The organism is Bacillus cereus group sp. MYBK30-2 (genome assembly GCF_051915945.1).
Lineage (GTDB): Bacteria > Bacillota > Bacilli > Bacillales > Bacillaceae_G > Bacillus_A > Bacillus_A paramycoides.
This window is the reverse complement of sequence record NZ_JBQAFR010000001.1, coordinates 1,202,631-1,226,829: the sequence shown is the minus strand read 5'-3', so window position 1 is coordinate 1,226,829 and position 24,199 is coordinate 1,202,631. Positions and strand designations below refer to the sequence as shown.

The window sequence follows — 24,199 nt, the reverse complement described above, 5'->3', positions numbered from 1 at the left end:
TACATATAATGTAGTAATTGTGTGAATTCTTCTACATTATATATATGGATATAGAAGAAGTAAATATTTTGTCATCAATTGTAGAAAAAATGTTAAAATTCTGCATGTAAATGCTTCCGAATATAGATTGGTAATTGAATTATAGTTTTCTATAATTTATATTGATAAAGATTATCAATATCTTTAGGGGAGAATAGGGAGGATTACAAACATGAAGAAGTTGTTATCAGTTTCTTTAGCTGCCATGATGGCATTAGGGACATTGGCAGGATGCGCGTCAAAAAAAGAGGAAGACGTAGCGGCTAAAACAAAGAAAAAAGAAGAGAGTAAAGTAGTAAACGTTTATACAGCACGTCACTATGAATCGGATGATAAATTATTCGAATCCTTTACAGCAGACACAGGTGTTAAAGTTAATGTTGTAAAAGGAAAAGCAGAAGAATTAATTGAACGTTTAAAACGAGAAGGGGAAAGCACTGAAGCTGATTTATTTATTACAGTGGATGGTGGTGTGTTGAATACAGCTAAGAAAAATGGCGTATTACAACTAGTAAGTTCTAAAGAAATTGATAAAAACGTTCCAAAAAATTTACGTGATAAAGATAATGAATGGATTGGTCTTGCGACACGAGCTCGTGTTCTTGTTTATGCAAAGGACCGTGTGAAGCCAGAACAATTGTCTACATATGAGGATATTGCAACAGCGAACTGGAAAGGGAAAGTGTTAGCAAGATCTTCTACAAGTTTATATAACCAATCATTATTAGCTTCATTTATTGCATTAAATGGTGAGCAAAAGGCAGAGGAATGGGCAAAGGGTATTGTTGAAAACTTTGCACAGGATCCACAGGGCGGCGATCGTGATCAAGCGAAAGCAGTTGTTGCTGGTAAAGCGGATGTCGCAATTATGAATACGTATTACGTTGGATTATTAGCGAATTCTCAAGATCCAGAAGAAGTAAAGGTCGCGGAAAAGTTAGGTGTATTCTTCCCTAACCAAGATACAACAGGTACACACGTTAACATTAGTGGCGCTGGTTTAGTAAAACATAGTAAAAATAAAGAAAATGCAGTGAAATTAATCGAATACTTCACAAGTGAAAAAGCACAAACAGAATTATCAAAAGCAAACTTTGAATTCCCAGTTAATAAAAAAGCAGAAATGCCAGAGCTATTAAAATCATGGGGTACATTTAAAACGCAAAAAATAGACTTTGCTGTGCTAGGTGAAAATAACGCGAAAGCAACACAAATCTTTAATAAAGTGGGTTGGAAATAAACATGAAAAAACAGCATTTCTTACGAATGCTGAAACAAAATATGAACAGTTGGGTAGCCATTAGCCTCGTTGGAGTAGCTATTGTTTTGCTACCCAATTTTTTCATTGTGATCAGTTTGTTTCAGAAGGTTAACGAGAATTGGCAGCACATTAAAGATTATATGTTACGTGATTACATATGGAATACTTTGCAATTAGCTTTTTTCACCGGGATATGTACGATTATTGTCGGTGTGACACTAGCTTGGCTAGTCGCGGCATATGATTTTCCACTAAAAAAGCTATTTCGATGGATGTTTGTGTTACCTTTAGCGATTCCGCCTTATATTGCAGCCTATACATATAGTGGAATGCTAAGTTATACAGGAGTTGTGCAACGTTTCTTTCGTAATACGTTAGAATGGAAGGTAGATACATCGTATTTCAATATTATGTCGATTCAAGGTGCCGTATTTATTTTTACGATAACTTTGTTTCCTTATGTATATATCATTACAAAGTCGTATTTAGAAAATCAAAGTGCTTCGTTAATAGAAAATGCACGTTTACTAGGGAAAAACCAATGGCAAGTATTCTATCAGGTTGTATTACCTATTTCACAAGTCGCAATCGTTGGAGGAGTAAGTTTAGTAATATTAGAGGTGCTAAATGATTACGGAGTAGCAAGTTATTTTGGGATTCAAACTTTTTCAACAGCAATTTTTCAGACTTGGTTTGGAATGTATGATGTGGATTCGGCGGTTAGGCTTGCAGCGATTTTAATGGTCGGAGTTATTACTTTCTTATTCATTGAAAAACTATTACGAAACCGTAAAAAGTTTAGTGCTACAACGAGTAAGACAAAGGCGTTAACACCAATTCGATTAAAAGGATGGAAAGGCTTATTAGCGTTGTCGTATTGTGTATTGATTTTCTCCTTTTCATTTGCTATTCCGTTCATACAAATGATTTCATGGGCGTTATTAACGTATGAAAGTGTGTTACAGACACAATTTATTGAATTAATAAAGAATACATTGTTTGTAGCATTGCTAGCAACAACAATTATTATTGTTCTTTCTATTATGATTGCAAATGTGTGTCGTGTTCAAAAAAATTCATTTTCCAACGTATTAACAAGGTTTGTTTCAATTGGTTACTCTATTCCTGGTGCCGTATTAGCTATTGGTGTACTTACATTATTTATTTCAGTAGATAAAGGGTTATCTACACTATATGAATGGGTAGGTACAGATCGAAAACTTGTCTTAAGTTTATCGATAGTTATGGTCATTTTTGCTTATGTAATACGATACTTAGCAATCGGATTTAATTCTATTGAAGCTGGTTTTGAAAAAATGGGGACGAAGTATTATGAAGCATCACGTATGCTAGGGTTTGGGATGACAAAAACCTTTATCAAAGTGGATTTACCACTTATGAAAGGTACTATTATTAGCGGTTTTATTCTTACTTTTGTAGATATTATGAAAGAACTTCCGTTAACGTTAATTTTACGCCCATTCAATTTTGATACGTTAGCAACGAAAACATATCAATTTGCAAGTGATGAGCGAATACAGGAAGCATCAATTCCAGCGTTAATTATTGTTTTGATTAGTATGGTATCAGTATATATCTTTTATCGTTTAGAGAAGAAGGAGGCGTAGTAATGTTTTTTGAAATGAATAATCTTAGCTTCCGTTATAAAAATGCAAAACAAGATGTTATTGATGGGCTGTCTATTTCAATTGAAAAAGGTGAAATTGTTGGGATTCTCGGGAAAAGTGGCAGTGGGAAAAGTACATTACTTCGCCTAATTGCAGGATTAGAGTATCCTTCATCAGGTAGCATTGAAATAAAGAATAAAACGATTGTAGATGATGAACATTTTCTTGTTCCAGAAAAACGAGAAGTGGGAATGGTCTTTCAAGACTATGCATTGTTTCCACATTTAACGGTGGAGAAAAATATTAAGTTTGGTTTACATCATTTCTCAAAGAGTGAGCAAAAGAATCGATTGCTACATATGCTAGAGCTTATTGATTTAAAAGGATTTGAAAAGCGTTATCCATATGAATTGAGCGGTGGACAGCAGCAGCGTGTGGCGTTAGCGCGTGCGCTAGCACCTAATCCATCCATCCTTTTAATGGATGAGCCATTCAGTAATCTAGATGCAGATTTAAGAGGAAAGATTCGTCAAGAATTGAAGGATATATTAAAAAAAGAAGGAATGACATGTATTTTTGTTACACATGATCGAGAGGATGTAAATGCTATTTGTGACCGAGTAATAAATATGGAGTAAAGTATGATCGGAAAGATACTTCCGTTGAAAAGAAGATGTAGATGAATTGTATCGAAAAATTTATATCCCCCTGATTTCTCATACGTAATGGGAATCAGGGGGGGATAAATAAAGAATAACGTGAAAACAAGCATTTGATATCAAAAGTAAATAAAATTTTGTTTAGGTGTGATTCAAAATGTTAGTTGGATGAAGGTTAAGTTTATTAAAAAATTCAAAAAATATATTGACAATGAAAAGAACAAAGTCCTATAATACGTTTAATAAATAAAAGTTAATTAAGAATCTTCTGACTTTATATTTTATATATGCAAAGAAGAGGAAAGTAGATGATTATGATCGTTTCAGAGAGCTGCTCCAAGGCTGTGAGAGTAGTAACAATCGAATCATTGAAGATCACCTCGGAGCATCGCTTGCGAAAGGGAAACTGAGTAGAGGGCGGCGGCATCGTCTCCGGTAAAAGGACGGGGGTCTGATTGGACCTACAGAGCTTATATTTCGTGAGAAGTGTAAGGAAGCTGAGTGGTAACGCGAAACTCTCGCCTCAGCAATCAAAGCTACTATTAAGTAGTAGTTGATTGCTGAGGCGAGAGTTTTTATTTAAAAAAATAGATTAAGTAAGAGAAGAAATGTATAAGAAGGGATTGGACAAAATGAGAAGTGACATGATTAAAAAAGGTTTTGATAAAGCTCCGCATCGTAGTTTATTAAAAGCAACTGGTTTAAAAGATGAAGATTTTGATAAACCATTCGTAGCAATTTGTAATTCTTTTATTGAAATTATTCCAGGTCATAAGCACTTAAATGAGTTTGGGAAACTCGTAAAAGAAGCAGTGCGTGCAGCAGGCATGGTTCCATTCGAATTCAATACAATTGGAGTAGATGATGGTATTGCGATGGGGCATATCGGTATGCGTTATTCACTTCCGAGCCGTGAAATTATTGCAGATTCAGTAGAAACAGTTGTAAATGCGCATTGGTTTGATGGGATGATTTGTATTCCAAACTGCGACAAAATTACGCCGGGAATGATGATGGCTGCACTTCGTGTAAACATTCCAACTGTATTTGTTTCAGGTGGACCGATGGCAGCTGGGAAGACTTCTAAAGGGGAAGTTGTCGATTTGAGTTCTGTGTTTGAAGGGGTAGGAGCCTACCAATCTGGGAAAATTTCAGAAGAAGAATTAAAGGATATCGAAGATCATGGCTGTCCATCTTGCGGCTCTTGTTCCGGTATGTTTACAGCGAACTCTATGAATTGCTTATGTGAAGTACTAGGCTTAGCATTGCCTGGTAACGGTAGTATTTTAGCAATTGACCCAAGGCGTGAAGAGTTAATTAAACAAGCAGCAGAAAAATTAAAAATTTTAATTGAAAGAGATATTAAACCACGCGACATTGTAACAGAAGAAGCAATTGATGATGCGTTTGCGCTTGATATGGCGATGGGTGGATCAACGAATACAGTATTACACACGCTAGCTCTCGCACAAGAAGCGGGTTTAGATTACGATATGAACCGCATTGATGCAGTTTCAAGACGTGTACCGCATTTATGTAAAGTAAGTCCAGCTTCTAATTGGCATATGGAAGATATTGATCGTGCGGGAGGGATTAGTGCAATTTTGAAAGAGATGAGCCGAAAAGAAGGGGTACTCCACCTTGATCGTATAACTGCTACTGGGCAAACGTTGCGAGAAAATATTGCTCATGCAGAGATTAAAGATAAGGAAGTTATCCATTCTCTCGAAAATCCTCATAGTAAAGAAGGGGGATTACGTATATTAAAAGGAAACCTTGCGAAAGACGGAGCGGTTATTAAAAGTGGGGCAACAGAAGTAAAACGATTTGAAGGACCTTGCGTTATTTTTAATTCACAAGATGAGGCGCTTGCCGGCATTATGCTTGGGAAAGTCAAGAAAGGAGATGTAGTTGTTATTCGTTACGAAGGACCAAGAGGCGGACCTGGTATGCCGGAAATGTTAGCACCAACGTCAGCAATTGCTGGTATGGGATTGGGGGCAGATGTTGCACTTTTAACTGATGGTCGTTTCTCTGGTGCTTCACGTGGTATTTCGGTAGGGCATATTTCACCAGAAGCAGCTGCGGGAGGAACGATTGCACTTCTGGAACAAGGGGATATAGTTTGTATTGATGTTGAGGAACGATTGTTAGAAGTAAGAGTTAGTGATGAAGAATTAGAGAAGCGTAAAAAAGAATGGAAGCGACCAGAACCAAAAGTGAAAACTGGCTGGCTTGGACGCTATGCACAAATGGTAACATCAGCGAATACAGGTGCAGTTCTGAAAATCCCGAATTTTGATTGAGCCAATATAAAAAAGAGATAAGGATGATATAAAATGGTGCAAAATGTAAAGGAGAGAGTGAAAATTGAAGATATCTTAATGGCTCATAATTGCATGAAAGATATCGTTATTAAAACGCCGTTACAACGTGATACAGTGTTATCTGAGAAATACGAATGTGACGTATATGTGAAGCGAGAAGATTTACAAGTTATCCGTTCTTTCAAAATTCGTGGTGCGTACAATTTAATCCGAAGTTTATCGAAAGAACAATTACAAAATGGCGTTGTTTGTGCAAGTGCTGGTAATCATGCACAAGGAGTTGCTTATACGTGTAATTTATTGAAGATTCCGTCGAAAATATTCATGCCGACAACGACGCCTAAACAAAAAGTATCACAAGTTGAATTTTTCGGCGGCGATTTCGCAGAAATTGTATTAGTTGGTGATACATTTGATAGTTCTTTCCAAGAGGCTCAGCGCTTTTGTGAGCAGAATAGGATGACATTTGTACATCCGTTTGATGATCCGTATGTCGTTGCTGGTCAAGGAACAGTCGCTGTTGAAATTATGCACGATATGGAGAAACCAGTTGATTATATATTTACAGCAATTGGCGGTGGTGGATTAGCATCAGGAATCGGTACATACGTAAAAGGTGTGAGCCCAACTACAAAAGTAATCGGTGTAGAACCAATGGGAGCTGCATCTATGAAAGAGGCTTTTCTTCAAAACGAAAATGTCGCATTAGAAAAGATTGATAGTTTTGTTGATGGTGCAGCTGTTAAAAAGGTAGGAAAGTTAACATTTGAAACTTGTAAAGATGTAATTGACGACATTGTTTTAGTGCCAGAGGGAAAGGTTTGTACGACGATATTAGAATTGTACAAGAAAAATGCGATTGTAGCGGAGCCAGCTGGTGCGCTATCTATAGCGGCGCTTGATCTATACAGAGATGAAATAAAAGATAAAACGGTTGTGTGTACGTTGAGCGGTGGGAATAATGATATTGATAGAATGCAAGAAATGAAAGAACGTTCGCTCATTTATGAAGGGTTAAAGCATTACTTCGTTATTGAATTTCCACAACGTTCAGGGGCACTGCGAGAATTTCTTGATAAAGGATTAGGACCGGAAGATGATATTACCCGCTTTGAGTATATTAAGAAACATAATAAAGAGAACGGGCCTGCATTAGTGGGAGTAGAGTTGAAACATAGAGAAGACTATGAGGCTTTAATTACTCGTTTTCAAGAAAATAACATTCAATTTATGGAGCTTAATAAAAATCCTGTGTTGTTTGATTTGCTTATTTAATAGAAATAGAAAGAGAGCTAATAATAGCTCTCTTTCTATTTTCGTTTATTAATTATCTTACCACTTTCATCAATTTCTACATCAGTAGAAACAGTTTGTAAATATTGAAGCGCTTTTTTCTTCTCTTCTTCATTCACAGGAGAAATTTGATTGTTTCTTATTATGTAAGGATTGAACGACATTTGAACATCTTTCCCTTTAAACGTTAAGGTCAAAACGCCTGTTTCGGCACTCTTTCCGTTTACGTAGCTCGGGAATAAAAAGTTTCCTAATGAATAAGCTATAGGAACCTTATTGTGATATTCAAATCCTTGTAGCCAATGAGGGTGACTTCCAACGATAGCGTCAGCACCTGCCTCTACCATTTTAGGAACATATTGTTTTTGATACTCTACCGGGCGATTTGATTTTTCAACGCCCCAGTGCATATAGACGATTACATAGTCTGCATCTTTCTTTTGCTCTTGAATCGTTTTTGTGACAAGATCTAGATCATATCCGTTTGTAACGCCTGGTTTATTGTCACCAGCTACCCAATTAAAGTTAGGCATAAAGCGTACGAAAGAAAGAAATTTAAACTTTTTCCCTTTTACAGTTAGTTCACGAGCTGTATAGGCATCTTCAGCATTTTTTCCGGCTCCAGTGTAAGGTAGTTTTAATTTTTCGACGTGAGAAATGGTGTCTAGTAGTCCATCTTGTCCATAATCAAGCGTATGGTTATTGCCAATATTGACAATATCGTATCCAGTATTTTTAATTGCTTGTAGTGTAGATGGATCGCTTTTTATCCAAAATTGTTGACCAGGCACTCTTTTTTCTTTTGTTGTAAATGCAGACTCTAAATTAATAAAGGAGATATCAGCTTTCGTTATTTCCTCTTTTACGTGTTGAAACGGATAATCAGCCCCATTCTTTTCAATTATGGGACGTAATTGCCAATCAAACATCGTATCACCAGAGAAGGTGAGTGTAATTTCAGGGTCTTCGGTTTTCTTTTCAGCCGTTGAATTTGCCTTGCTTGATGCGTTTTGTATATCTGGTTTATTTTTTGCTTTTGAAATGTAAGTGTAATTGATTAATAAAACAATTGGTGTAATGAAAAAGGCTATTAAAATAAGTCGTTTTAATAAAGTTTTCATAGCTACCGTCCCTTTTGTGTTATCCCGCTTTATTTAATTAGTAAGTAGTAGGAGATGAAAAACCTCCCACTGACTAAAGTCTCACTTTGTACCGTAATCGTGAACTTCCACGATGATGCTCATAATGGATGTAGTAAAAGTAAGTTATAACTAGATTCATAGATGTGAAAAAGCGAGTTTTTAATAGTGGAAATCATTTGTTAATATTCATAATATTAAGTTAACATATAGATAACCTTTAAATCAATGTGTAATCCAGAATGTAGTAATAAAGAATTCAGAGGGTGGAGAATGTAAAATGGTTATATTAGGAGCAGTTGTAAATGGGGTTTGTATTATAGTTGGTACTTTACTTGGTAAATTATTTAGTAATATTCCAGAAAGTATGAAAGGAACGATTATGCACGCAATTGGTTTAGCGGTCATGGTACTGGGACTCCAAATGGCATTGAAGAGTGAAAATTTTCTCGTTGTGATTTTAAGTTTAGTTATTGGAGCGGTAATGGGGGAATGGCTACAATTAGAAGAAAGGTTAAAATGTTTAGGAGATTGGCTAGAGAATAAAGTTGGATCGAAAGGTAAAGGAAGTATATCAGAAGGTTTTGTAACAGCTACTCTTATTTTTGCAATTGGCGCGATGGGGATACTTGGTGCATTGGATAGTGGTATTCGTGGGAACCACGATGTTTTATTTACGAAGGCGATTATCGATGGGTTCATTTCTATTATATTGACGACAACTCTTGGAATTGGCGTAGTATTTTCAGCGATTCCAGTTATCTTATATGAGGGAGCAATTGCAATCTTCGCAACTCAAATTAATAGTTTTGTACCAGAGAAGTTAATGAATCAATTTATAGTTGAAATGACAGCAACTGGTGGGATTATGATTTTTGCAATTGGATTAAACTTACTTGGATTCATTAAAATTAAAGTGGCAAATTTACTTCCAGGTATATTAGTAGTTGGAGTAATTGTTTCTATTATATATGGATACGGTTTGATATAAAATCGTTAAAGGAAGTGATACATATGGAGGAAACTCAATTCACAAAGCGTGTACACAAAATATTGGAGATTGCAGCAGGAGAGGCTGGGTGTAATAAAGGTATTATTCATCCTGTTCATTTATTCATAGGTGCTTGTAAGGAAGGTACAGGAGTTTGTGGTGAGTTATATATGTATTTATTTCACAAGATGGGTATGGATTTTTTAGCAGAAATATCATTATTACAACGATATTATGTAAATGAAAAAGAATATATAGACGTTGGAGAGTATAAAGTTTCATATAAGACGATAGAAGTTTTACAAGTAGCGAAGAAACGGATGGAACGTTTTCAGCAAGTATTAATAAATGAGGGGCATGTTTTATATGCACTTTTTCAAGTGGATACAGTTATTGATAAAGCTATAAGTAAAAACGTGCAAAAAGAGCTGTTGTGTATTACATCTGAACCAAGAGATTTAACGGTTAATTTAAAAAGATTTGATCCTATTTATAATAATTTAAGCTGTAATATTAGAAGAGCTAGCTCTTCTGATTTTGAAAAGTTGGCACGTTTTGTTAATCGTGAATTTGGTGAGCGCTGGTTAAAATCTATAGATTATGGATTTCGGGCATATAAAGAAGAGTTACCTATTTATATTGCTGAGCAGGAAGGAGCAATCATTGGTTTCGTTTGTTACGATGTTGTAAGCGGACAGAAAGGATTATTTGGCCCGATGGGAACGGCGAAACATAATCGTGTGAAAGGAGTAGGGAAACAGTTGTTGCATCATTGTTTATATAATATGAAGAAAAATGGATATGAGTATGCAATTATAGGACAAGCAGGTCCGATTGAGTTTTATGAGCGATGCTGCAATGCACGTTTAATACCTGTAGGAGATAATTAACCACCTTCCTTTGCTACAATGCAAAGGAAGGTGGTTTTATATGGAGAAAATAGTATAGGAACGCAGGGAGTATTTTTGAGAAAAAAGATTGATTCTGTTACAAAAACTTGTTTTCTATACAAAAATAGCACGAGCTATAGGGTTTTATAATGTATAAGGCAAATTACTAAACTTTTTCCAGGAAACGGTGTAGAATGGGTATCGAATGAAAGAAGGTGTGAAAATGGCCAGCTGGAAACGAAATTTAATGATTTGTTGGCTAGGTTGTTTTACCACTGCAGCCGGTATGAGTTTAGTAATTCCTTTTTTATCTTTTTATATTGAGGAATTAGGAGTGACTGGCACTTCTAGTATTGCACAGTGGTCGGGACTTGCATTTGGTGTAACATTTTTAATGGGTGCGATCGTATCACCGATATGGGGAAAGCTTGGTGATATACATGGACGGAAATTGATGCTTATTCGTGCGAGTCTTGGTATGGCGATAATTATGACGCTTATGGGGTTTGTGACAGATGTGTATCAATTAGTCGCACTTCGGTTTTTAATGGGAGCGGTATCAGGTTTCCTTTCTACAGCGATGACATTTATTGCAGCAGAAACTCCGCAAGAACATTCAGGTTGGGCAATTTCTACAATTTCAACTGGAGGCGTGAGTGGCTCATTACTTGGGCCAATACTCGGAGGTTATTTATCTGAGTTAATCGGAATGCGCCATGTCTTTCTAGTAACAGGAGCTTTCTTATTCCTTTCCTTTCTCATCGTCTTTTTCTTCTTACATGAAGAGAATCACTCTGCTAAAGCAAAAAAGGCACAACCGAAAAAAGTATGGACGATGGTCCCAGCAAAACATTTAATAATAAGTTTATTTGTGGCAACGTTTATTATTCAGCTTGCAAATATGTCAATTCAACCTATTATTACGTTGTACGTAAAGCATTTGGCAGGACCAGGAACAAATCATATTGAAATGATTGCAGGTGCAGTCATGTCTGCAACAGGATTAGCAGTTATTTTGGCAGCTCCTAAGCTAGGAAGATTATCAGATCATATTGGTCCTCAAAAAACTTTAGTTGTAGCGTTGTTTGCTGCAGGAATTATTTTTATCCCGCAAGCATTTGTAACCTCAGCTTGGCAACTATTAATACTTCGTTTTTTATTAGGTATTGCACAAGCAGGATTATTACCTTCCGTACAAACTCTACTAAAACAACATACACCAACCCATGTAACGGGACGAATATTTGGATATAATCAGTCGTTTCAGTTTTTAGGAAATATGATTGGGCCAGTACTTGGTGGACAAATTGCAGCTCATGCAGGCTTCCAATATGTTTTCTTCTCTACATCATCACTTTTATTTATTGCGTGTATTTGGGTATATTTTCATAGTAAGAACGCGGAATTATCGGAGAAGCAACATTTGGAAGTTAGTTAACAAGGTGAATGAAAAAAGGAAAAGGATGAAGCAATATACGCTTCATCCTTTTTCATTAAAATTGAAGACAAAGATAACTTAACGTACCGAGCTCGTAGCTACGGTGAATGACGGTTCCTTTATTTTCACCGCTTCCCATTGCGATAAATAAAGGAACGAAATGTTCTGCTCTTGGCACAGCTAATTGTGCATGAGGAGCATTCTTTTCCCAATTAAACAATGTATCTTTATCATTAGTCTGCATATGATTTATAATCCAATCATCAAATTCAATTGCCCACTTTTCAGGTGTTGTTTCATTCCATTTGAGTGCTCGTAAATTATGAACGGTAACACCGCTGCCAATTACTAAAATATCTTCTTGTCCAAGTCCTTTTAGTGCCTCTCCAATTTCAAATTGCTCTTTTGCAGGAAGGAAAGGATTTACTGATATTTGTACGACAGGAATATTTGCTTCTGGATACATACGATGCAAGAGTGTCCATGAGCCGTGATCTAAACCTCTCGTCGTATTTTTATGGACTGGAATTCCTTTGTCTTTAAATTTCGCTTCCAGCATAGTTGCAATGTGAGAAGAACCTTTAGCTCGATATTTTATTTCATATAACTCGGGAGGGAATCCACCGAAATCATAAATTGTTTCATATTCGTCATCTGAAGAAGAAATCGTCAATACTTCACTTTCCCAGTGAGCGGTGAAAATAACAATTGCTTTCGGTTTATATGTTTCTCCAAGTGTTTTTAAAAATCGTGTATAGTCTGTATCTTGAATAGCAAGCATTGGTGAACCATGTGCTAAGAATAATGATGGCATCATAAATGAAACCTCCTAAAAATATAATAGTTACTTTATGTAAGTAACTATATAATCTTATCATTAATTCGTCAAGGTAATAGTTTAGAATGTAATCGGAAAAATAGATCATTTGTCATAATGAAAGCAATTGCATATAATACATAATAAGAATAATGAATGCATATTCATATTAAAAGAAAATATACATAATAGATTTGGGAGGTGTCGAAATGAACATACAGGAAAATTTCGTTACGGCATTGGATGAATCGGAAATTTATTTACGCAAGTGGTTACCAAAAGACAATCTGCGGGGGATTGTTCAAATTGCACATGGTATGACAGAACATGCAGGTGTGTATACAGAATTTATTGATGCTTTATTAGAAGCAGGATACGGTGTTTATGCTCATGATCATAAAGGACATGGGAAAACAGTGATAAGAGAAGAGGACTATGGTCATTTTGAGCCAGATATAGGCTGGAATCAGGCTGTGTCTGATGTGATTTTTGTATCGGAAACGATAAAAAAAGAACAAAAATGTCCACTGTTTTTACTTGGACATAGTATGGGTTCTTTTTTATCAAGACGAGCTGTCCAACTTAAAGGCGAACTATATGATGGATTTCTCATTTCAGGAACTGGGGGGAATCCAGGGTTTTTAGGCGTCATTGGTCATAAAGTAGCGACAATTGAGATGAAACTACGCGGAGCAAAAACGAAAAGTCCGATGCTAAACTTCTTATCTTTCGGAAATTTCAACTCACACTTTAAGCCGAATCGTACGAAGTTTGATTGGTTATCTTCAGATATAAGTCAAGTTGATAAATATATTGCTGATCCATTCTGTGGATTCATTTGTACGACGAGCTTTTATCGAGAATTATTTCATGGTGTACTTGAAGTAAATAGATTAGAAGAATATGAGAAGACTCCGAAAAATCTTCCAATACATATTTTCTCTGGAGATCGTGATCCTGTTGGGGATATGGGGAAAGGTGTAAAAGAAGTATATGAAAACTATAAAAAATGCGGTGTGAAAGATGTAACACTTCGTTTATATGAAAATGGTAGACATGAAATGTTCCATGAAGTGAATAGAGAAGATGTATTTCAAGATTTGATTTCATGGTTAGAAGAGCATATTGTATAAGAAGAAACCTCACTTCATGCTGAAGTGAGGTTTTTTGAGAAATTGGAGGATTGGTTATGAGTGAATTTGTAAATAAAGAATATGTAGAAATAGATTTTCAAGATGTTTGGATAAAAGAAGAGGAATTGAAAAATTGCACCTTCATAAAATGCTGTTTTAGAGGGATAGATGCATCAGAAGTTTTTACTCAAAATTGTAATTTTATAGAATGTGATTTTACCGGTACTCTTTTTAATGCTTCTATCCATCAAGGAACTACGTTTGCTAATTGTAGGTTTTTTGGTGCGAATTTATTTGTATCTAAGTTTGAAGAATGTAAAATGACTGGTTCTGATTTCGAAGAGGCGAATTTAGACGGAATAACAATTATATCAGGCGATTGGTCATATACGAATTTAAGGTTTGCGAACTTAAGTAAACAAATTCTAAAGGGTATTCGTTTAATTGAAGCTGACTTATATGAATGTAATTTAGAAAAAGCAGATTTGCGTGAAGCGGATTTAACGGGCGCCCAATTAGGCAAAGTAAAACTTAGCGGTGCAGATTTAAGAGGAGCTGTAGTTGATAGAATTGATTTTAAAGCTTTTGATTTAAAAAACGTGAAATTAGATATAACGCAGGCGGTTGCAGTTGCGAGATGTTATGGAGCGAAGGTAAATTAAATAATTTAAAAAAATATTTTCTATATATGAGGCTATTTTATTAGCAAGAGTCGATGTTAATAGTGTAGATACATAGATTAGCAAGTTGATTTCTAATCTATGAAAATAAAAGGTTTTTTGAATTACTTTCCGAATCATTTTAGTAGTTTACATATCGAAGGTGAGGAAAAAGAATCATGAAGATAAGAGAAGCTTTATTAAGTGAAGCAAATGAATTAAGTAAACTCGCACTACATTCAAAAGCTACTTGGGATTATAGTGAAGAATTTATTTTAGCTTGTAAGGAAGATTTAACGATTTCAGAGGATTACATAAAAAAAAATTTTGTATATGTTTTAGAAAATGATAATACAAAGATTGGATTTTTCTCATTTTTATGTAATGAAAATGCTCTCGATTTCCTATACATCCACCCTTGTTATAAAGGAAAAGGATACGGAAAAATACTTTGGAATTTTGTTATAGAAAAAGCAAATGAACTAAGGCTAAACAGCTTTACGATTGATAGTGACCCAAATGCGAAAGGGTTTTATTTGAAAATGGGGGCAAAGTTAATCGGTGAGACACCATCAACAGTGTATAAAAATCGTCTTTTACCTCTTTTACAATACGATGTGTAAAACTACCGATGTCAGGGGATGCTGAAAATGGATAGCATAAAGATTAAACAAATATATGAAGCATTAAGAAAATCCTGGTCAATAGAAACGAGTTCTAAGTGGACGAGCGAAAACCCAGCAAAGGGACAATGTGGTGTAACGGCCCTTATTGTTCAAGAATTATGCGGGGGAGAGATAAAAAAGACGAAGATAGGAGAAGTGTGGCATTTTTACAATATGGTCGATGAGAAAAGACATGATTTTACGTGGAGCCAATTTCATAAAAAATTAAAATATATGGACATTAAGTCGAGCCGTGAAGAAGCATTTGCAGATACGAATGAAATACAATATGACATTTTGAAGGAAAAGATAGCTAAAGAATTAAAATTATCTTTTGACTCTTAATCGCTGATAAGTTACTATAATGGTGGTAACTGATTAAAGGGAACTACATAGAGTTGAAAGGGGAAATACTTTTGAAAACAGCTTATGTAAGCGCTGCGATTGTAACGTTAAATGAACAAAATGAAGTGTTAGAAAACGGATATATCATTGTAGAAGATGATCGAATAATAGAAGTGAATAGTGGAGAAATCCCTTCTTATTATGAAGTGGATGAAGTAATAGACATGAAAGGAAAGTGGATTTTACCAGGGCTTGTAAATACACATACACATGTTGTTATGAGTCTTTTAAGAGGTATCGGAGATGATATGTTATTACAGCCGTGGCTAGAGACGAGAATTTGGCCTTTAGAGGGTCAATTTACTCCGGAACTTGCCGTTGCTAGTACGGAATTAGGGTTACTTGAAATGGTGAAAAGTGGTACGACAACATTCTCTGATATGTTTAACCCAATTGGAGTAGACCAAGATGCAATTATGGAAACGGTATCAAAAAGCGGAATGCGAGCTGCTGTTTCAAGAACTTTGTTCAGCTTCGGAACGAAAGAAGATGAAAAGAAAGCGATTGAAGAAGCTGAGAAATATGTGAAGCGCTATTATAAGGAAAGTGGTATGTTAACTACGATGGTTGCACCGCATAGTCCATATACATGCTCTACAGAAATGTTAGAAGAGTGTGCACGTATTGCAGTAGAAAATCAAACTATGGTTCATATTCACCTTTCTGAAACGGAGCGTGAAGTACATGATATTGAAGCAAAATACGGGAAACGTCCAGTAGAATATGCGGCAAGCTGCGGGTTATTTAAGCGACCAACAGTCATTGCACACGGTGTTGTTTTAAATGAAAATGAGCGTGCTTTCTTGGCAGAACATGATGTTCGGGTAGCTCATAATCCGAATAGTAATTTAAAACTAGGCTCTGGTATAGCGAATGTAAAAGCGATGCTAGAAGCAGGGATTAAAGTAGGAATTGCTACAGATAGTGTTGCGTCTAACAATAATTTAGACATGTTTGAAGAAATGCGTATTGCGACTTTATTACAAAAAGGTATTCATCAAGATGCAACGGCATTACCAGTTGAGACAGCTCTTTCTCTTGCGACGAAAGGAGCAGCTGAAGTAATTGGGATGAAACAAACAGGATCACTTGAGCCTGGAAAGTGTGCCGATTTTATTACAATTGATCCATCTAATAAGCCACATTTACAACCAGCAGATGAAGTGTTATCACATCTTGTATATGCAGCAAGTGGAAAAGATATAAGTGATGTAATAATTAACGGAAAGCGTGTCGTTTGGAACGGTGAATGTAAAACATTAGATGAAGAGCGTATAATATTTGAAGCGAGTCGTTATAAACGAGGTTTACAAAGATAGGTATTTAAATGTACGTTGAGAAAGCTATCCTTTCTAGGAAATAGAATAGGGTAGCTTTTTTTTGTTGAACGAATAAATATTCAATGTAATGTCGCATCTTTCTATTGGTATTTCTGCTATAATATATAACGTTTTAAATCGTTTGTGATATAAACCCCTTTAAATCAATGTTTTTAAGCGTTTAAATATGTGTTTGCAAACATTTTGCAAACATTGGTATCAAAATATACTCTTTGCGAATGTTTTCACAGCATCTTCTTGCATATTTGGTAAGACATGAGAATACACCCTTAAAGTTAAAGAGATATCGGTATGACCTAAACGTTCACTAACAACTTTTGGATGCACTCCTTGTTTTAATAATAAAGTTGCATGTGTATGTCTTATATCATGAAATTTAATTTTTTTAATCCCTGCATTTTGAATTATCTTATCAAAGTGCCTTCCAAAAGTAGATCTTGTTGTAACTTTTCCTAAATTGCTACAAGTAATTAAATCTAAATCATGATACGCTGAACCTATTCTTAATTTCTCTTTATTTACTTGAAGTTTACGTTTTTTTAATTCTTCAATTACTTCTAAAGGAATAGGGATTGTACGCTTCGAAGAATTTGTTTTTGTACTTGTTTTAATTTTATTATCATGACCTAATGTTTGATTAATTGTAACTGTATGGTTATCGAAATCAACATCTTGCCAGCGTAAACCTAAAACTTCACCTAACCTCATTCCTGTAGTTATTGCCAGAACAAAGCCAGTATGATATCGTGAATCTTGTGAATGTAACAAAAATGTTTTTACTTCGTCCTCTGTCCATGTTTGGATAGAGGTTTTTTCTGATTTAGGTATTTCAGCAAGGGCAACAGGATTTTGGTTTATGATACGTTGTTTCACTGCCAAATTTAAAGCGCTTTTTAAAATACGATGCGCTAGAAGTGTAGTGTTTTTAGCAGAATTATTGTCCAGCGAATTTTTATAACATTTTTGAATATGCATAACATTTAACTTAGATAACGGAACCATTCCAATAGAGGAAACAATGTGAGTGTTTATAAAAGATTTATACACATCATAAGTACTTTTCTGAATGCTCATTTTCTTTATCTCAAGCCACTCATAAAGGTATTCTTTTAAAGTGATTTTCGAAGGTTCTAAGAAAGTACCTTCATTCAATTCCGTAATCTTTTTTGCCACATCTTTTTCAGCTTCTTTTTTTGTCTTATACCCAGAAAACCACTTCTGTCTTCTTTTCCCTGTCTCTGGATCAGGTCCGATATCAACAACAATACAGTATTTACTTCCTCTTTTTCGAATATGTCCTTTCACTTAAACCACTCCTTCATTTTGTTTTGGTTCATGTTGTATTAGGCTAGTTGTAATTTTGCTGCTATGAAAATTACATAGTTGGACATATCAGCGATGGATATATTCTACCATATATGAACAAATTCAGTTATAGGATATGATTGTCATTCATTGTTAAATAATAGTAAAATATTAATAAATTTAGATAAGGGAGGAAAGAAGACTATGAGAGAATTCACAAAGGATCCAGGTGGGCACAAAGTAACTGATCCTGGTGGCTGGAAAGTAAGATTAGACCCAGGAACAGGTGTATAGTACATAGGCGAAGCCTAACGGCTCTTTGTTTATTGCAGAAAAAAAAGAGAGCATCGGCTCTCTTTCTTAAATTGTAAAAAAAGAAAAATTTACAATTTGAAAATGGAAATGATTTCTTCTACAATCAAATCATAACAACTCGTCAGTCTCCGCTAAGACTTTAGAATAAAACACGAGTTGTTTGCAAAAACGCTCTCGTTTAGGTTCTTCTAACGCCGCATACGTTTGTTGAACTTCTTCGAAAGTGTTACGCAATATTACGTCATTTGTGTTGTTATAACCATTACAAAGTAGGTCTAACGATACATTAAAAAAACTACTGATTTGAAGAAGTGTTTCCATGCTCGGTTCAAACATTGCATTCTCGTAATTGTTTATCTGATTTCTACTAAGGTTTAGTTGTTCACCGAGTTGTTCTTGTGTTAAATCCCTAGACTTTCTAAGCTTTTTTAAATTTTGACCAAACAATTCTAGCGCTTTCATAATTTGAGTATAGTCTTTAAGAGTTAAACATACTATAATTGATTGTAAAACAATCATAATATATTATATGATTGCTAAAAAATAAAGTTAACCTAAAATGAGAACTTGCGTTCTATTCTTTAGTGTTTAGTGGTAATATATGCATATAGGATCATAATACGAAAAATGCAAAATTGCATATTGTATTTCGATATCCATCGAGAACGTTGGTATATAACGATTTTAAAACTTTCTCAACATTTTTCTGATAATCACACGACAGAATTTTGGAAAAAATGTGATATTATGAAAATAATAAAATAAATGGACGTAAAAAAAGACCCATGACTGTGCAAGTAGTGTTGGTCGCACTCTTTCACCGTCCTCCCTAATCCGACTAGGGAAAACACTTGTCATAAGCCTTCATACATAATTATAACATACAATCTAGATATAATGACACGTTTTCCTTTAAATGTAAAAGCCTAGGGGCAACGTGTCTTTTTTTGTCCAACAAGGGGGCAAAATGTAGTGAGTGAGATAACATTTGAAGAAGATAGAAACCAAGTAATGAATGAACTTATAAGAAAAATAACAGATGATTTATTCGCTTCAAAAATTACTAGAGAAGAGTTAGCGAAGTATATCGGAATTGCCAAGAGTACATTATCCGATATTCTTAATGGTCGCATTGAAATTAGTTTTATATATTTAGTGAAAATCATTATGAGGTTATATGAACAGCAAGCCCCAGAAATTAAAAATAATATGATCTTTGAATACCTGACGTACGCTAAGCCAGAAAACAAAAGGGAAGCTTTAGAGTATGCAGCGTTCCGTCGAGAATTCGATTCCTTAAAAGAGCTGATTGATGAGGAGTTAAAATCATCAACAGATGTTAATAGAGAATGGGCGGAGATTTATCAAATAATTTACGAACATTGCAGAGATAAACAAAATAGTAAACCGAAGTATGATCCTTATGCATTTTATGATGAACTAGATAAAAAGAAGAATGATGTTTCTTCTAAAGAAATGAAGATTTTAATTGAGATATTATTATGTCAAACACTTTACCAAATGAAAGAATATAAATTGTTATTCAAAAGAATAGTTCGTGTAGAGAAAAAAGCGCAAAAGATTTCAAATAAATACATCCGTAACAGTTATTTAGTTCGTATTAAAGAGGGAATGTGTGTAACATATTTAATGCAAAATGAAATTGAAAAAGCTCGCGAAAATTCTATAGAACTATTTAAAATTTGTGATAAAAATCCTAATTTCAAAATTCAAAAGGCTAATTCATTTTATAATTTAGGAGAATCGTATATTTTCGAAGATTACAGAAGGTCTAAAAAATACTTGGAATGTGCACTGACTGTATTAAACGATGGGATTTTTAAAGATAACGATGATATAAAAAGAAAAATACAAAGAGTAAAGAACACATTAATCTTCTTGAAAATTCACCATTATCGAGATTTACACGATGTACCGCCTGATTTAGACAAGGATGGATATGCATATTTGGAATTGAAAAAAGGAAATAAAGAACAAGCAGAAATGTATTTATTAGAGGTAGAAAAAGAAAATGGAGCATTAAATGAATTCCAAACTTGCTATTTGGGATTGGCTAGAAATGATAAATATTTATTAGAGAAATCCCACAAGATGTTTTTAGAGAAAAAAAGTCTTTTTTATGCAAAAATCCCACAATTGTACTTGGGCTATATTTGAAAAAATGGTATAATTAAGCATGGAATGAGGTGATTTTATTGAAAAAGATTTTAATGCTTTTACCGATATTAGCAATTGCTGGGTTGTTTGCTTTCTCAGCTGATAAAAAAGTTGAAGAACCAAAACAAGAAGCTACAAGCTATGAGAATGTAATTATGTATTCAAATGAACCAGGCGGTGGCGGCTGGTAAAATTTAATATTAGATATATGAATGCGATCATCCTGAAAAGGGTGGTCGCATTTCGTGCTTTTAGGGGAAGTTCGGATTTTATAAGAAAAGGCAAAGTCCGAAACTTTGTGAACGATTCACAAACTATAATGAAAATACTGGAGGATGTTGGGGATGACTAAAGAGAACATAGAAAACTTATCAGTAACAGAAGTAGCAGAATTCGAAGCGCAATTTTTGGAGGTTACGAAAGCTGCACATGAGGGTGATGAAAAATCACTTGAAATTATAATGAAAATGAAACAGGCGATCGGTAGCTTCTAATGCTATCAATCGCCTGTTAGTTTCATTAAGTCTTTAAATAATTTCATAATCTCTTTTTGTTTTTCTGGGTCTTTCTCTCTGAATTGAGCTATTAATTCTTCAAATTCGTCTTGGGCACTTGTGATAGGATTCTTTTCATCAGATTCTCCAAGTACATAAGCAACAGATACATTAGCCAATCTAGCTACTTTAATCGCCATCTCTTTAGATGGTCCTTTTTCATTATTAATGTTTTCCCACATAGATATAAGAGGTTTACTTACTCCTAATGCCTCAGAAAATTCTCTTTGGCTCATTTTTAATGTTTCAGTCCTAATTTCTTTTACCCTTCGACTAATCAATTCGTGATTCATTTTAAAATTCTCCCCTTCTACAAAAAATGCAGATACTCCACTATTGTGTATTACTGTAATAGTATTACAGTAACTTACTATATAAAATGTAACAGATAAGTTAACTCTAAGACAACCCTTTAGAAAATTTAAAAGTTAGGGGTTTACTTTAAGTTAACCTTTGTGTATACTCAAATTAACGAATTAAACAAAAGGTGATGACATGATAAAACTAAATATAGAGAAGGTGAAATCCTTAAGGGAACAACGTGGTTATAGTCAAAATTTTGTAGCCAAGTACATAGGTTACACACATAAAGGTGCGTATTCTCTACTGGAATCAGGTGATCGACAACCTAGCATTTCTAAGTTGGGTTTGCTAGCTAAGTTGTACGAAATAAAAGTAGATGATTTATTAATTGGTTAACTCATAGTTATCTTATTTTTTTAACAAAAGGTTAACTTAAATTTAACCGTCAGGAAGGGGAAAGCGAAATGGGATTAGATCAAATCATTAAAGAATCAATTCGCGAAGTTATTCGAGAGGAAATTCAAGCAGCATTAGCATCATTCCAACAACAAGCACAACCAAATAAAGTAATGAGAGTGAAGGAGGCGGCAGCTTATCTAAACATAGCAGTTTGTCGAATGTATGAATTGGCAAACCACCCAGAGTTTCCAGTAATTAGAGATGGGCGTAAGTTACTCTTTCTTCAGAAAGATTTAGAAGCATGGCTTGAAGCGCAAAAAGAAGAATCAAGGATTGGTTAGAATTATGCGCATCTGATAAAAAGGAGGTGATTTAGTGGAAGATACAACATCGTTAGCTATATTCGGAATGTTTATCGCGCTCAGTGCATGGTTATTTTACATCACTTACGAACCAATAAAAGTATGGGCATGGAGTGGCGTAGAACAAAATAAAAAGACCCACGGCAATGGGTCCTTTGTAAAAAATAAGATGTTTTAAGTATATCACGGAAAGTAGAGAAATAGTACATGGATTTAATTGAATATCAAGTGCTATTACCTAATAAGTTCTGGGACTTAGCAGAAAGAAAAGAAGAATTAAAACAAATGATTGAACAATATTTCAGTGTTGGTTATCCGCATTATGAAATTCAACGAATTACCAAAAGTGGACAAGCACATTTGGCGATTTGCATTAGGAGGTAATAGTTTATGACAAACACTATATTTGAAATCGGTGGATTAACTTTTAAAGGTAACGTGGTAGATCATGAATGGTTTAATTACATCACTTTTAGCAACGGTAAACCTCATATTGTAGCAATTATGGTTTTAAGTGAAATCGTTTATTGGTACAGACCTACGGTTATCCGTGATGAAGAAAGTGGAAAAGTAACGTATAAGAAAAAATTCAAATCAGATAAATTACAAAAGAGTTATCAACAATTAGCGAATACATTTGGATTTTCAAAATTACAGGTAAAAAGAGCGTGTGACTTGTTAACGGAAATGTCTCTTATCAAGATTGAATTTCGAACTATCCACATTGAAGGGAAAGTTTTAAATAATGTGATGTTTGTAGAACCGGTAGCAAATGAAATCAAACTAATCTCTAGTATGTATCAAAATATAGAAGACCCTGGTTACTTTGAAGTAAACAGTCCTTTTACTCCAAAGTCATCACCCTCTTTACTTAAAAGTAATGACTCTCCCAACTTAGAAGTAAAGACAAATACAGAGATTACTACAGAGATTACTACAAAGAATGTAAGTAGTAGTAACATCTTCTCATTCTATGAAAATAATTTTGGGATTTTAAATCCATTCGTAGCCGATAGTATTACCAAATGGGCAAACGATACAAGCGAAGAACTTGTACAAGCAGCCATGGAACGTGCATTGAAACAACAGAAAAAATGGAACTACGCTGAGGGCATTTTAAAACAGTGGGTTAACAAAAACATTCGTACTTTAGCTGATGCTAATGCAGCAGAAATAGAGTTTAAAAACAAAGGTAAAAAAGGAGCGAATAGAAATGGCAATACCAATGAAAAAACTGGCAGAATCCCTGGAATCGAAGGTGAATTACCATTCTGATCAATGTATGAATCATTCCTATGAAATAGGAGGACAAAAAGTTATTAAGCCAGTTCAAATGATTGAATACAAAGGGCAAGTGGTTTGTCCTAGATGTGTAGTTGAACAAAACAACAAGGTTCTAGAGGAACAGGCTAATGCTCACTATAAAAAAATTAATCGATTGCAGAAATTTAACATGCTAGAAAAGGCTAGCGTTATTACAAATAAGAAAATACCTCTTTCAAGATTATCTGATTATAGAATCGGGTGTGATGAAACGAACAGTCACAAGAAAGCTGTAGAAGAAACTTTGGAGGATTTAAAGAACGGAGAAATCAGAAAAGTTGTATTTACAGGAAATCAAGGGACGGCAAAGAGTTTCCTAGCATACAGCATGCTTCATGAATTAAATCAATATTTCTGGGATATCAGTCAAGAAGAAGAAAATTATCATCTTATGAAAAGTTGCTTGTATGTTGAATTAGAAGCGATAACAAGAATGATTATGGATTCTTTCGATGATAAGAGCAGTAAATATACACTTCAATATTTCGTTCAATTAATTGGACAAGCTGATTTTGTTGTATTAGATGATCTTGGTGCGGAAAGTGGTTCAACAGATTCAAACAGACAAGCTTCAGACTTCATACAACGTCTTTTATATGCGGTATCAAATGCTAGACAAGGAATGAGTACATTTACTACAACAAACTTTACTGGAAAACAACTTTTTAATAAATATGATGCTAAAACAGTTAGTCGCTTATTGGGTGATTCAAAGGTTTTGAAATTCACAACAGCTGATCAAAGGCTTGCAAATTTAGGTTTCTAATAAGGAGGAA

General features: G+C 34.7%; 27 protein-coding genes and 1 other annotated feature. Of the genes, 22 read left to right on the top strand and 5 right to left on the bottom strand.

The features are described 5' to 3' along the window. Positions 1-211 precede the first annotated feature (211 nt). The 5 genes from ACTFQM_RS06400 (at position 212) to ilvA (ending at position 7,189) form a co-directional block, all read left to right on the top strand. A complete protein-coding gene (locus ACTFQM_RS06400) occupies positions 212-1,279 on the top strand; it encodes a Fe(3+) ABC transporter substrate-binding protein (protein WP_440033809.1) in 1,068 nt (355 codons plus the stop codon). 2 nt (positions 1,280-1,281) lie between these two features. Beyond that, positions 1,282-2,928 carry an ABC transporter permease gene (locus ACTFQM_RS06395; RefSeq protein WP_025148928.1) on the top strand — a complete coding sequence of 549 codons (1,647 nt, stop codon included), beginning with the start codon at positions 1,282-1,284 and terminating at the stop codon, positions 2,926-2,928. A gap of 2 nt (positions 2,929-2,930) precedes the next feature. Further along, positions 2,931-3,566, top strand: coding sequence for an ABC transporter ATP-binding protein (locus ACTFQM_RS06390; protein ID WP_427308551.1), 636 nt, complete (start codon positions 2,931-2,933; stop codon positions 3,564-3,566). A 304-nt stretch (positions 3,567-3,870) separates the two neighbouring features. Further along, positions 3,871-4,116 (top strand) — a binding site (T-box leader). Between the two features lie 103 nt (positions 4,117-4,219). Further along, on the top strand, positions 4,220-5,893 hold the full coding sequence (ilvD, locus tag ACTFQM_RS06385; RefSeq protein WP_440033807.1) for a dihydroxy-acid dehydratase: 1,674 nt from the start codon (positions 4,220-4,222) through the stop codon (positions 5,891-5,893). Positions 5,894-5,926: 33 nt separating this feature from the next. Further along, positions 5,927-7,189, top strand: a complete 1,263-nt coding sequence (gene ilvA / locus ACTFQM_RS06380) for a threonine ammonia-lyase IlvA (protein ID WP_002171363.1) — start codon at positions 5,927-5,929, stop codon at positions 7,187-7,189. Between the two features lie 35 nt (positions 7,190-7,224). Here ilvA and ACTFQM_RS06375 read toward each other — a convergent pair whose 3' ends face one another. Further along, entirely contained in the window at positions 7,225-8,328 is a 1,104-nt protein-coding gene (locus ACTFQM_RS06375) for a CapA family protein (protein WP_440033806.1), read from the bottom strand. Between the two features lie 298 nt (positions 8,329-8,626). On the opposite strand from ACTFQM_RS06375, the gene ACTFQM_RS06370 reads away from it, so the two are divergent. The 3 genes from ACTFQM_RS06370 (at position 8,627) to ACTFQM_RS06360 (ending at position 11,665) form a co-directional block, all read left to right on the top strand. Next, on the top strand, positions 8,627-9,337 hold the full coding sequence (locus ACTFQM_RS06370; RefSeq protein WP_002171365.1) for a DUF554 domain-containing protein: 711 nt from the start codon (positions 8,627-8,629) through the stop codon (positions 9,335-9,337). A gap of 23 nt (positions 9,338-9,360) precedes the next feature. Next, positions 9,361-10,227 carry a GNAT family N-acetyltransferase gene (locus ACTFQM_RS06365; protein WP_440033804.1) on the top strand — a complete coding sequence of 289 codons (867 nt, stop codon included), beginning with the start codon at positions 9,361-9,363 and terminating at the stop codon, positions 10,225-10,227. A gap of 223 nt (positions 10,228-10,450) precedes the next feature. Next, on the top strand, positions 10,451-11,665 hold the full coding sequence (locus ACTFQM_RS06360; protein WP_002171367.1) for a multidrug efflux MFS transporter: 1,215 nt from the start codon (positions 10,451-10,453) through the stop codon (positions 11,663-11,665). 55 nt (positions 11,666-11,720) lie between these two features. On the opposite strand, the gene ACTFQM_RS06355 is transcribed toward ACTFQM_RS06360, so the two are convergent. Beyond that, the gene (locus ACTFQM_RS06355) at positions 11,721-12,482 is read right to left on the bottom strand and encodes a DODA-type extradiol aromatic ring-opening family dioxygenase (RefSeq protein WP_440033803.1); all 762 of its coding nucleotides are present in this window, start codon (positions 12,480-12,482) and stop codon (positions 11,721-11,723) included. 209 nt (positions 12,483-12,691) lie between these two features. Between ACTFQM_RS06355 and ACTFQM_RS06350 the strand changes: the two genes are divergently transcribed. From ACTFQM_RS06350 to ACTFQM_RS06330, 5 genes are all read left to right on the top strand, one after another. Next, on the top strand, positions 12,692-13,615 hold the full coding sequence (locus ACTFQM_RS06350; protein ID WP_002171369.1) for an alpha/beta fold hydrolase: 924 nt from the start codon (positions 12,692-12,694) through the stop codon (positions 13,613-13,615). 56 nt (positions 13,616-13,671) lie between these two features. Further along, positions 13,672-14,277: a pentapeptide repeat-containing protein gene (locus ACTFQM_RS06345; protein ID WP_002171370.1), complete on the top strand. Its 606-nt coding sequence runs from the start codon at positions 13,672-13,674 to the stop codon at positions 14,275-14,277. Between the two features lie 176 nt (positions 14,278-14,453). Beyond that, positions 14,454-14,897 carry a GNAT family N-acetyltransferase gene (locus tag ACTFQM_RS06340; RefSeq protein ID WP_025150630.1) on the top strand — a complete coding sequence of 148 codons (444 nt, stop codon included), beginning with the start codon at positions 14,454-14,456 and terminating at the stop codon, positions 14,895-14,897. 27 nt (positions 14,898-14,924) lie between these two features. Beyond that, positions 14,925-15,284, top strand: a complete 360-nt coding sequence (locus tag ACTFQM_RS06335) for a YunG family protein (RefSeq protein ID WP_002171372.1) — start codon at positions 14,925-14,927, stop codon at positions 15,282-15,284. A 53-nt stretch (positions 15,285-15,337) separates the two neighbouring features. Next, positions 15,338-16,663: a bifunctional S-methyl-5'-thioadenosine deaminase/S-adenosylhomocysteine deaminase gene (locus tag ACTFQM_RS06330; RefSeq protein WP_142322835.1), complete on the top strand. Its 1,326-nt coding sequence runs from the start codon at positions 15,338-15,340 to the stop codon at positions 16,661-16,663. Positions 16,664-16,882: 219 nt separating this feature from the next. Here ACTFQM_RS06330 and ACTFQM_RS06325 read toward each other — a convergent pair whose 3' ends face one another. Beyond that, complete coding sequence (locus tag ACTFQM_RS06325) at positions 16,883-17,989, bottom strand: tyrosine-type recombinase/integrase (RefSeq protein ID WP_400527498.1); 1,107 nt, start codon at positions 17,987-17,989, stop codon at positions 16,883-16,885. A 423-nt stretch (positions 17,990-18,412) separates the two neighbouring features. Next, entirely contained in the window at positions 18,413-18,766 is a 354-nt protein-coding gene (locus tag ACTFQM_RS06320; protein ID WP_440033802.1) for a helix-turn-helix domain-containing protein, read from the bottom strand. 510 nt (positions 18,767-19,276) lie between these two features. Here ACTFQM_RS06320 and ACTFQM_RS06315 point away from each other — a divergent pair. The 3 genes from ACTFQM_RS06315 to ACTFQM_RS06305 all read left to right on the top strand — a co-directional run bounded on the left by ACTFQM_RS06315 (position 19,277) and on the right by ACTFQM_RS06305 (position 20,976). After that, on the top strand, positions 19,277-20,482 hold the full coding sequence (locus ACTFQM_RS06315; protein ID WP_440033801.1) for an AimR family lysis-lysogeny pheromone receptor: 1,206 nt from the start codon (positions 19,277-19,279) through the stop codon (positions 20,480-20,482). A 38-nt stretch (positions 20,483-20,520) separates the two neighbouring features. Beyond that, positions 20,521-20,673, top strand: a complete 153-nt coding sequence (locus ACTFQM_RS06310; protein WP_440034418.1) for a hypothetical protein — start codon at positions 20,521-20,523, stop codon at positions 20,671-20,673. A gap of 153 nt (positions 20,674-20,826) precedes the next feature. Then, a complete protein-coding gene (locus ACTFQM_RS06305; protein ID WP_440033800.1) occupies positions 20,827-20,976 on the top strand; it encodes a hypothetical protein in 150 nt (49 codons plus the stop codon). A gap of 5 nt (positions 20,977-20,981) precedes the next feature. On the opposite strand, the gene ACTFQM_RS06300 is transcribed toward ACTFQM_RS06305, so the two are convergent. Continuing rightward, positions 20,982-21,329, bottom strand: coding sequence for a helix-turn-helix domain-containing protein (locus ACTFQM_RS06300; protein WP_440033799.1), 348 nt, complete (start codon positions 21,327-21,329; stop codon positions 20,982-20,984). 202 nt (positions 21,330-21,531) lie between these two features. Here ACTFQM_RS06300 and ACTFQM_RS06295 point away from each other — a divergent pair, with 202 nt between their 5' ends. From ACTFQM_RS06295 to ACTFQM_RS06270, 6 genes are all read left to right on the top strand, one after another. Further along, positions 21,532-21,735 carry a helix-turn-helix domain-containing protein gene (locus ACTFQM_RS06295; protein WP_440033798.1) on the top strand — a complete coding sequence of 68 codons (204 nt, stop codon included), beginning with the start codon at positions 21,532-21,534 and terminating at the stop codon, positions 21,733-21,735. A gap of 68 nt (positions 21,736-21,803) precedes the next feature. Next, positions 21,804-22,079 (top strand): helix-turn-helix domain-containing protein, encoded by a 276-nt coding sequence (locus ACTFQM_RS06290; protein ID WP_440033797.1) that lies wholly within the window; start codon positions 21,804-21,806, stop codon positions 22,077-22,079. 34 nt (positions 22,080-22,113) lie between these two features. Next, positions 22,114-22,278, top strand: a complete 165-nt coding sequence (locus tag ACTFQM_RS06285) for a hypothetical protein (RefSeq protein WP_440033796.1) — start codon at positions 22,114-22,116, stop codon at positions 22,276-22,278. 29 nt (positions 22,279-22,307) lie between these two features. Then, positions 22,308-22,484, top strand: a complete 177-nt coding sequence (locus ACTFQM_RS06280; RefSeq protein ID WP_440033795.1) for a hypothetical protein — start codon at positions 22,308-22,310, stop codon at positions 22,482-22,484. Between the two features lie 6 nt (positions 22,485-22,490). Beyond that, positions 22,491-23,375, top strand: coding sequence for a DnaD domain-containing protein (locus ACTFQM_RS06275; protein WP_440033794.1), 885 nt, complete (start codon positions 22,491-22,493; stop codon positions 23,373-23,375). Next, entirely contained in the window at positions 23,314-24,189 is an 876-nt protein-coding gene (locus tag ACTFQM_RS06270; protein WP_440033793.1) for an ATP-binding protein, read from the top strand. The genes ACTFQM_RS06275 and ACTFQM_RS06270 overlap by 62 nt, the downstream gene beginning before the upstream one ends. The last annotated feature ends 10 nt before the right edge of the window (positions 24,190-24,199 follow it).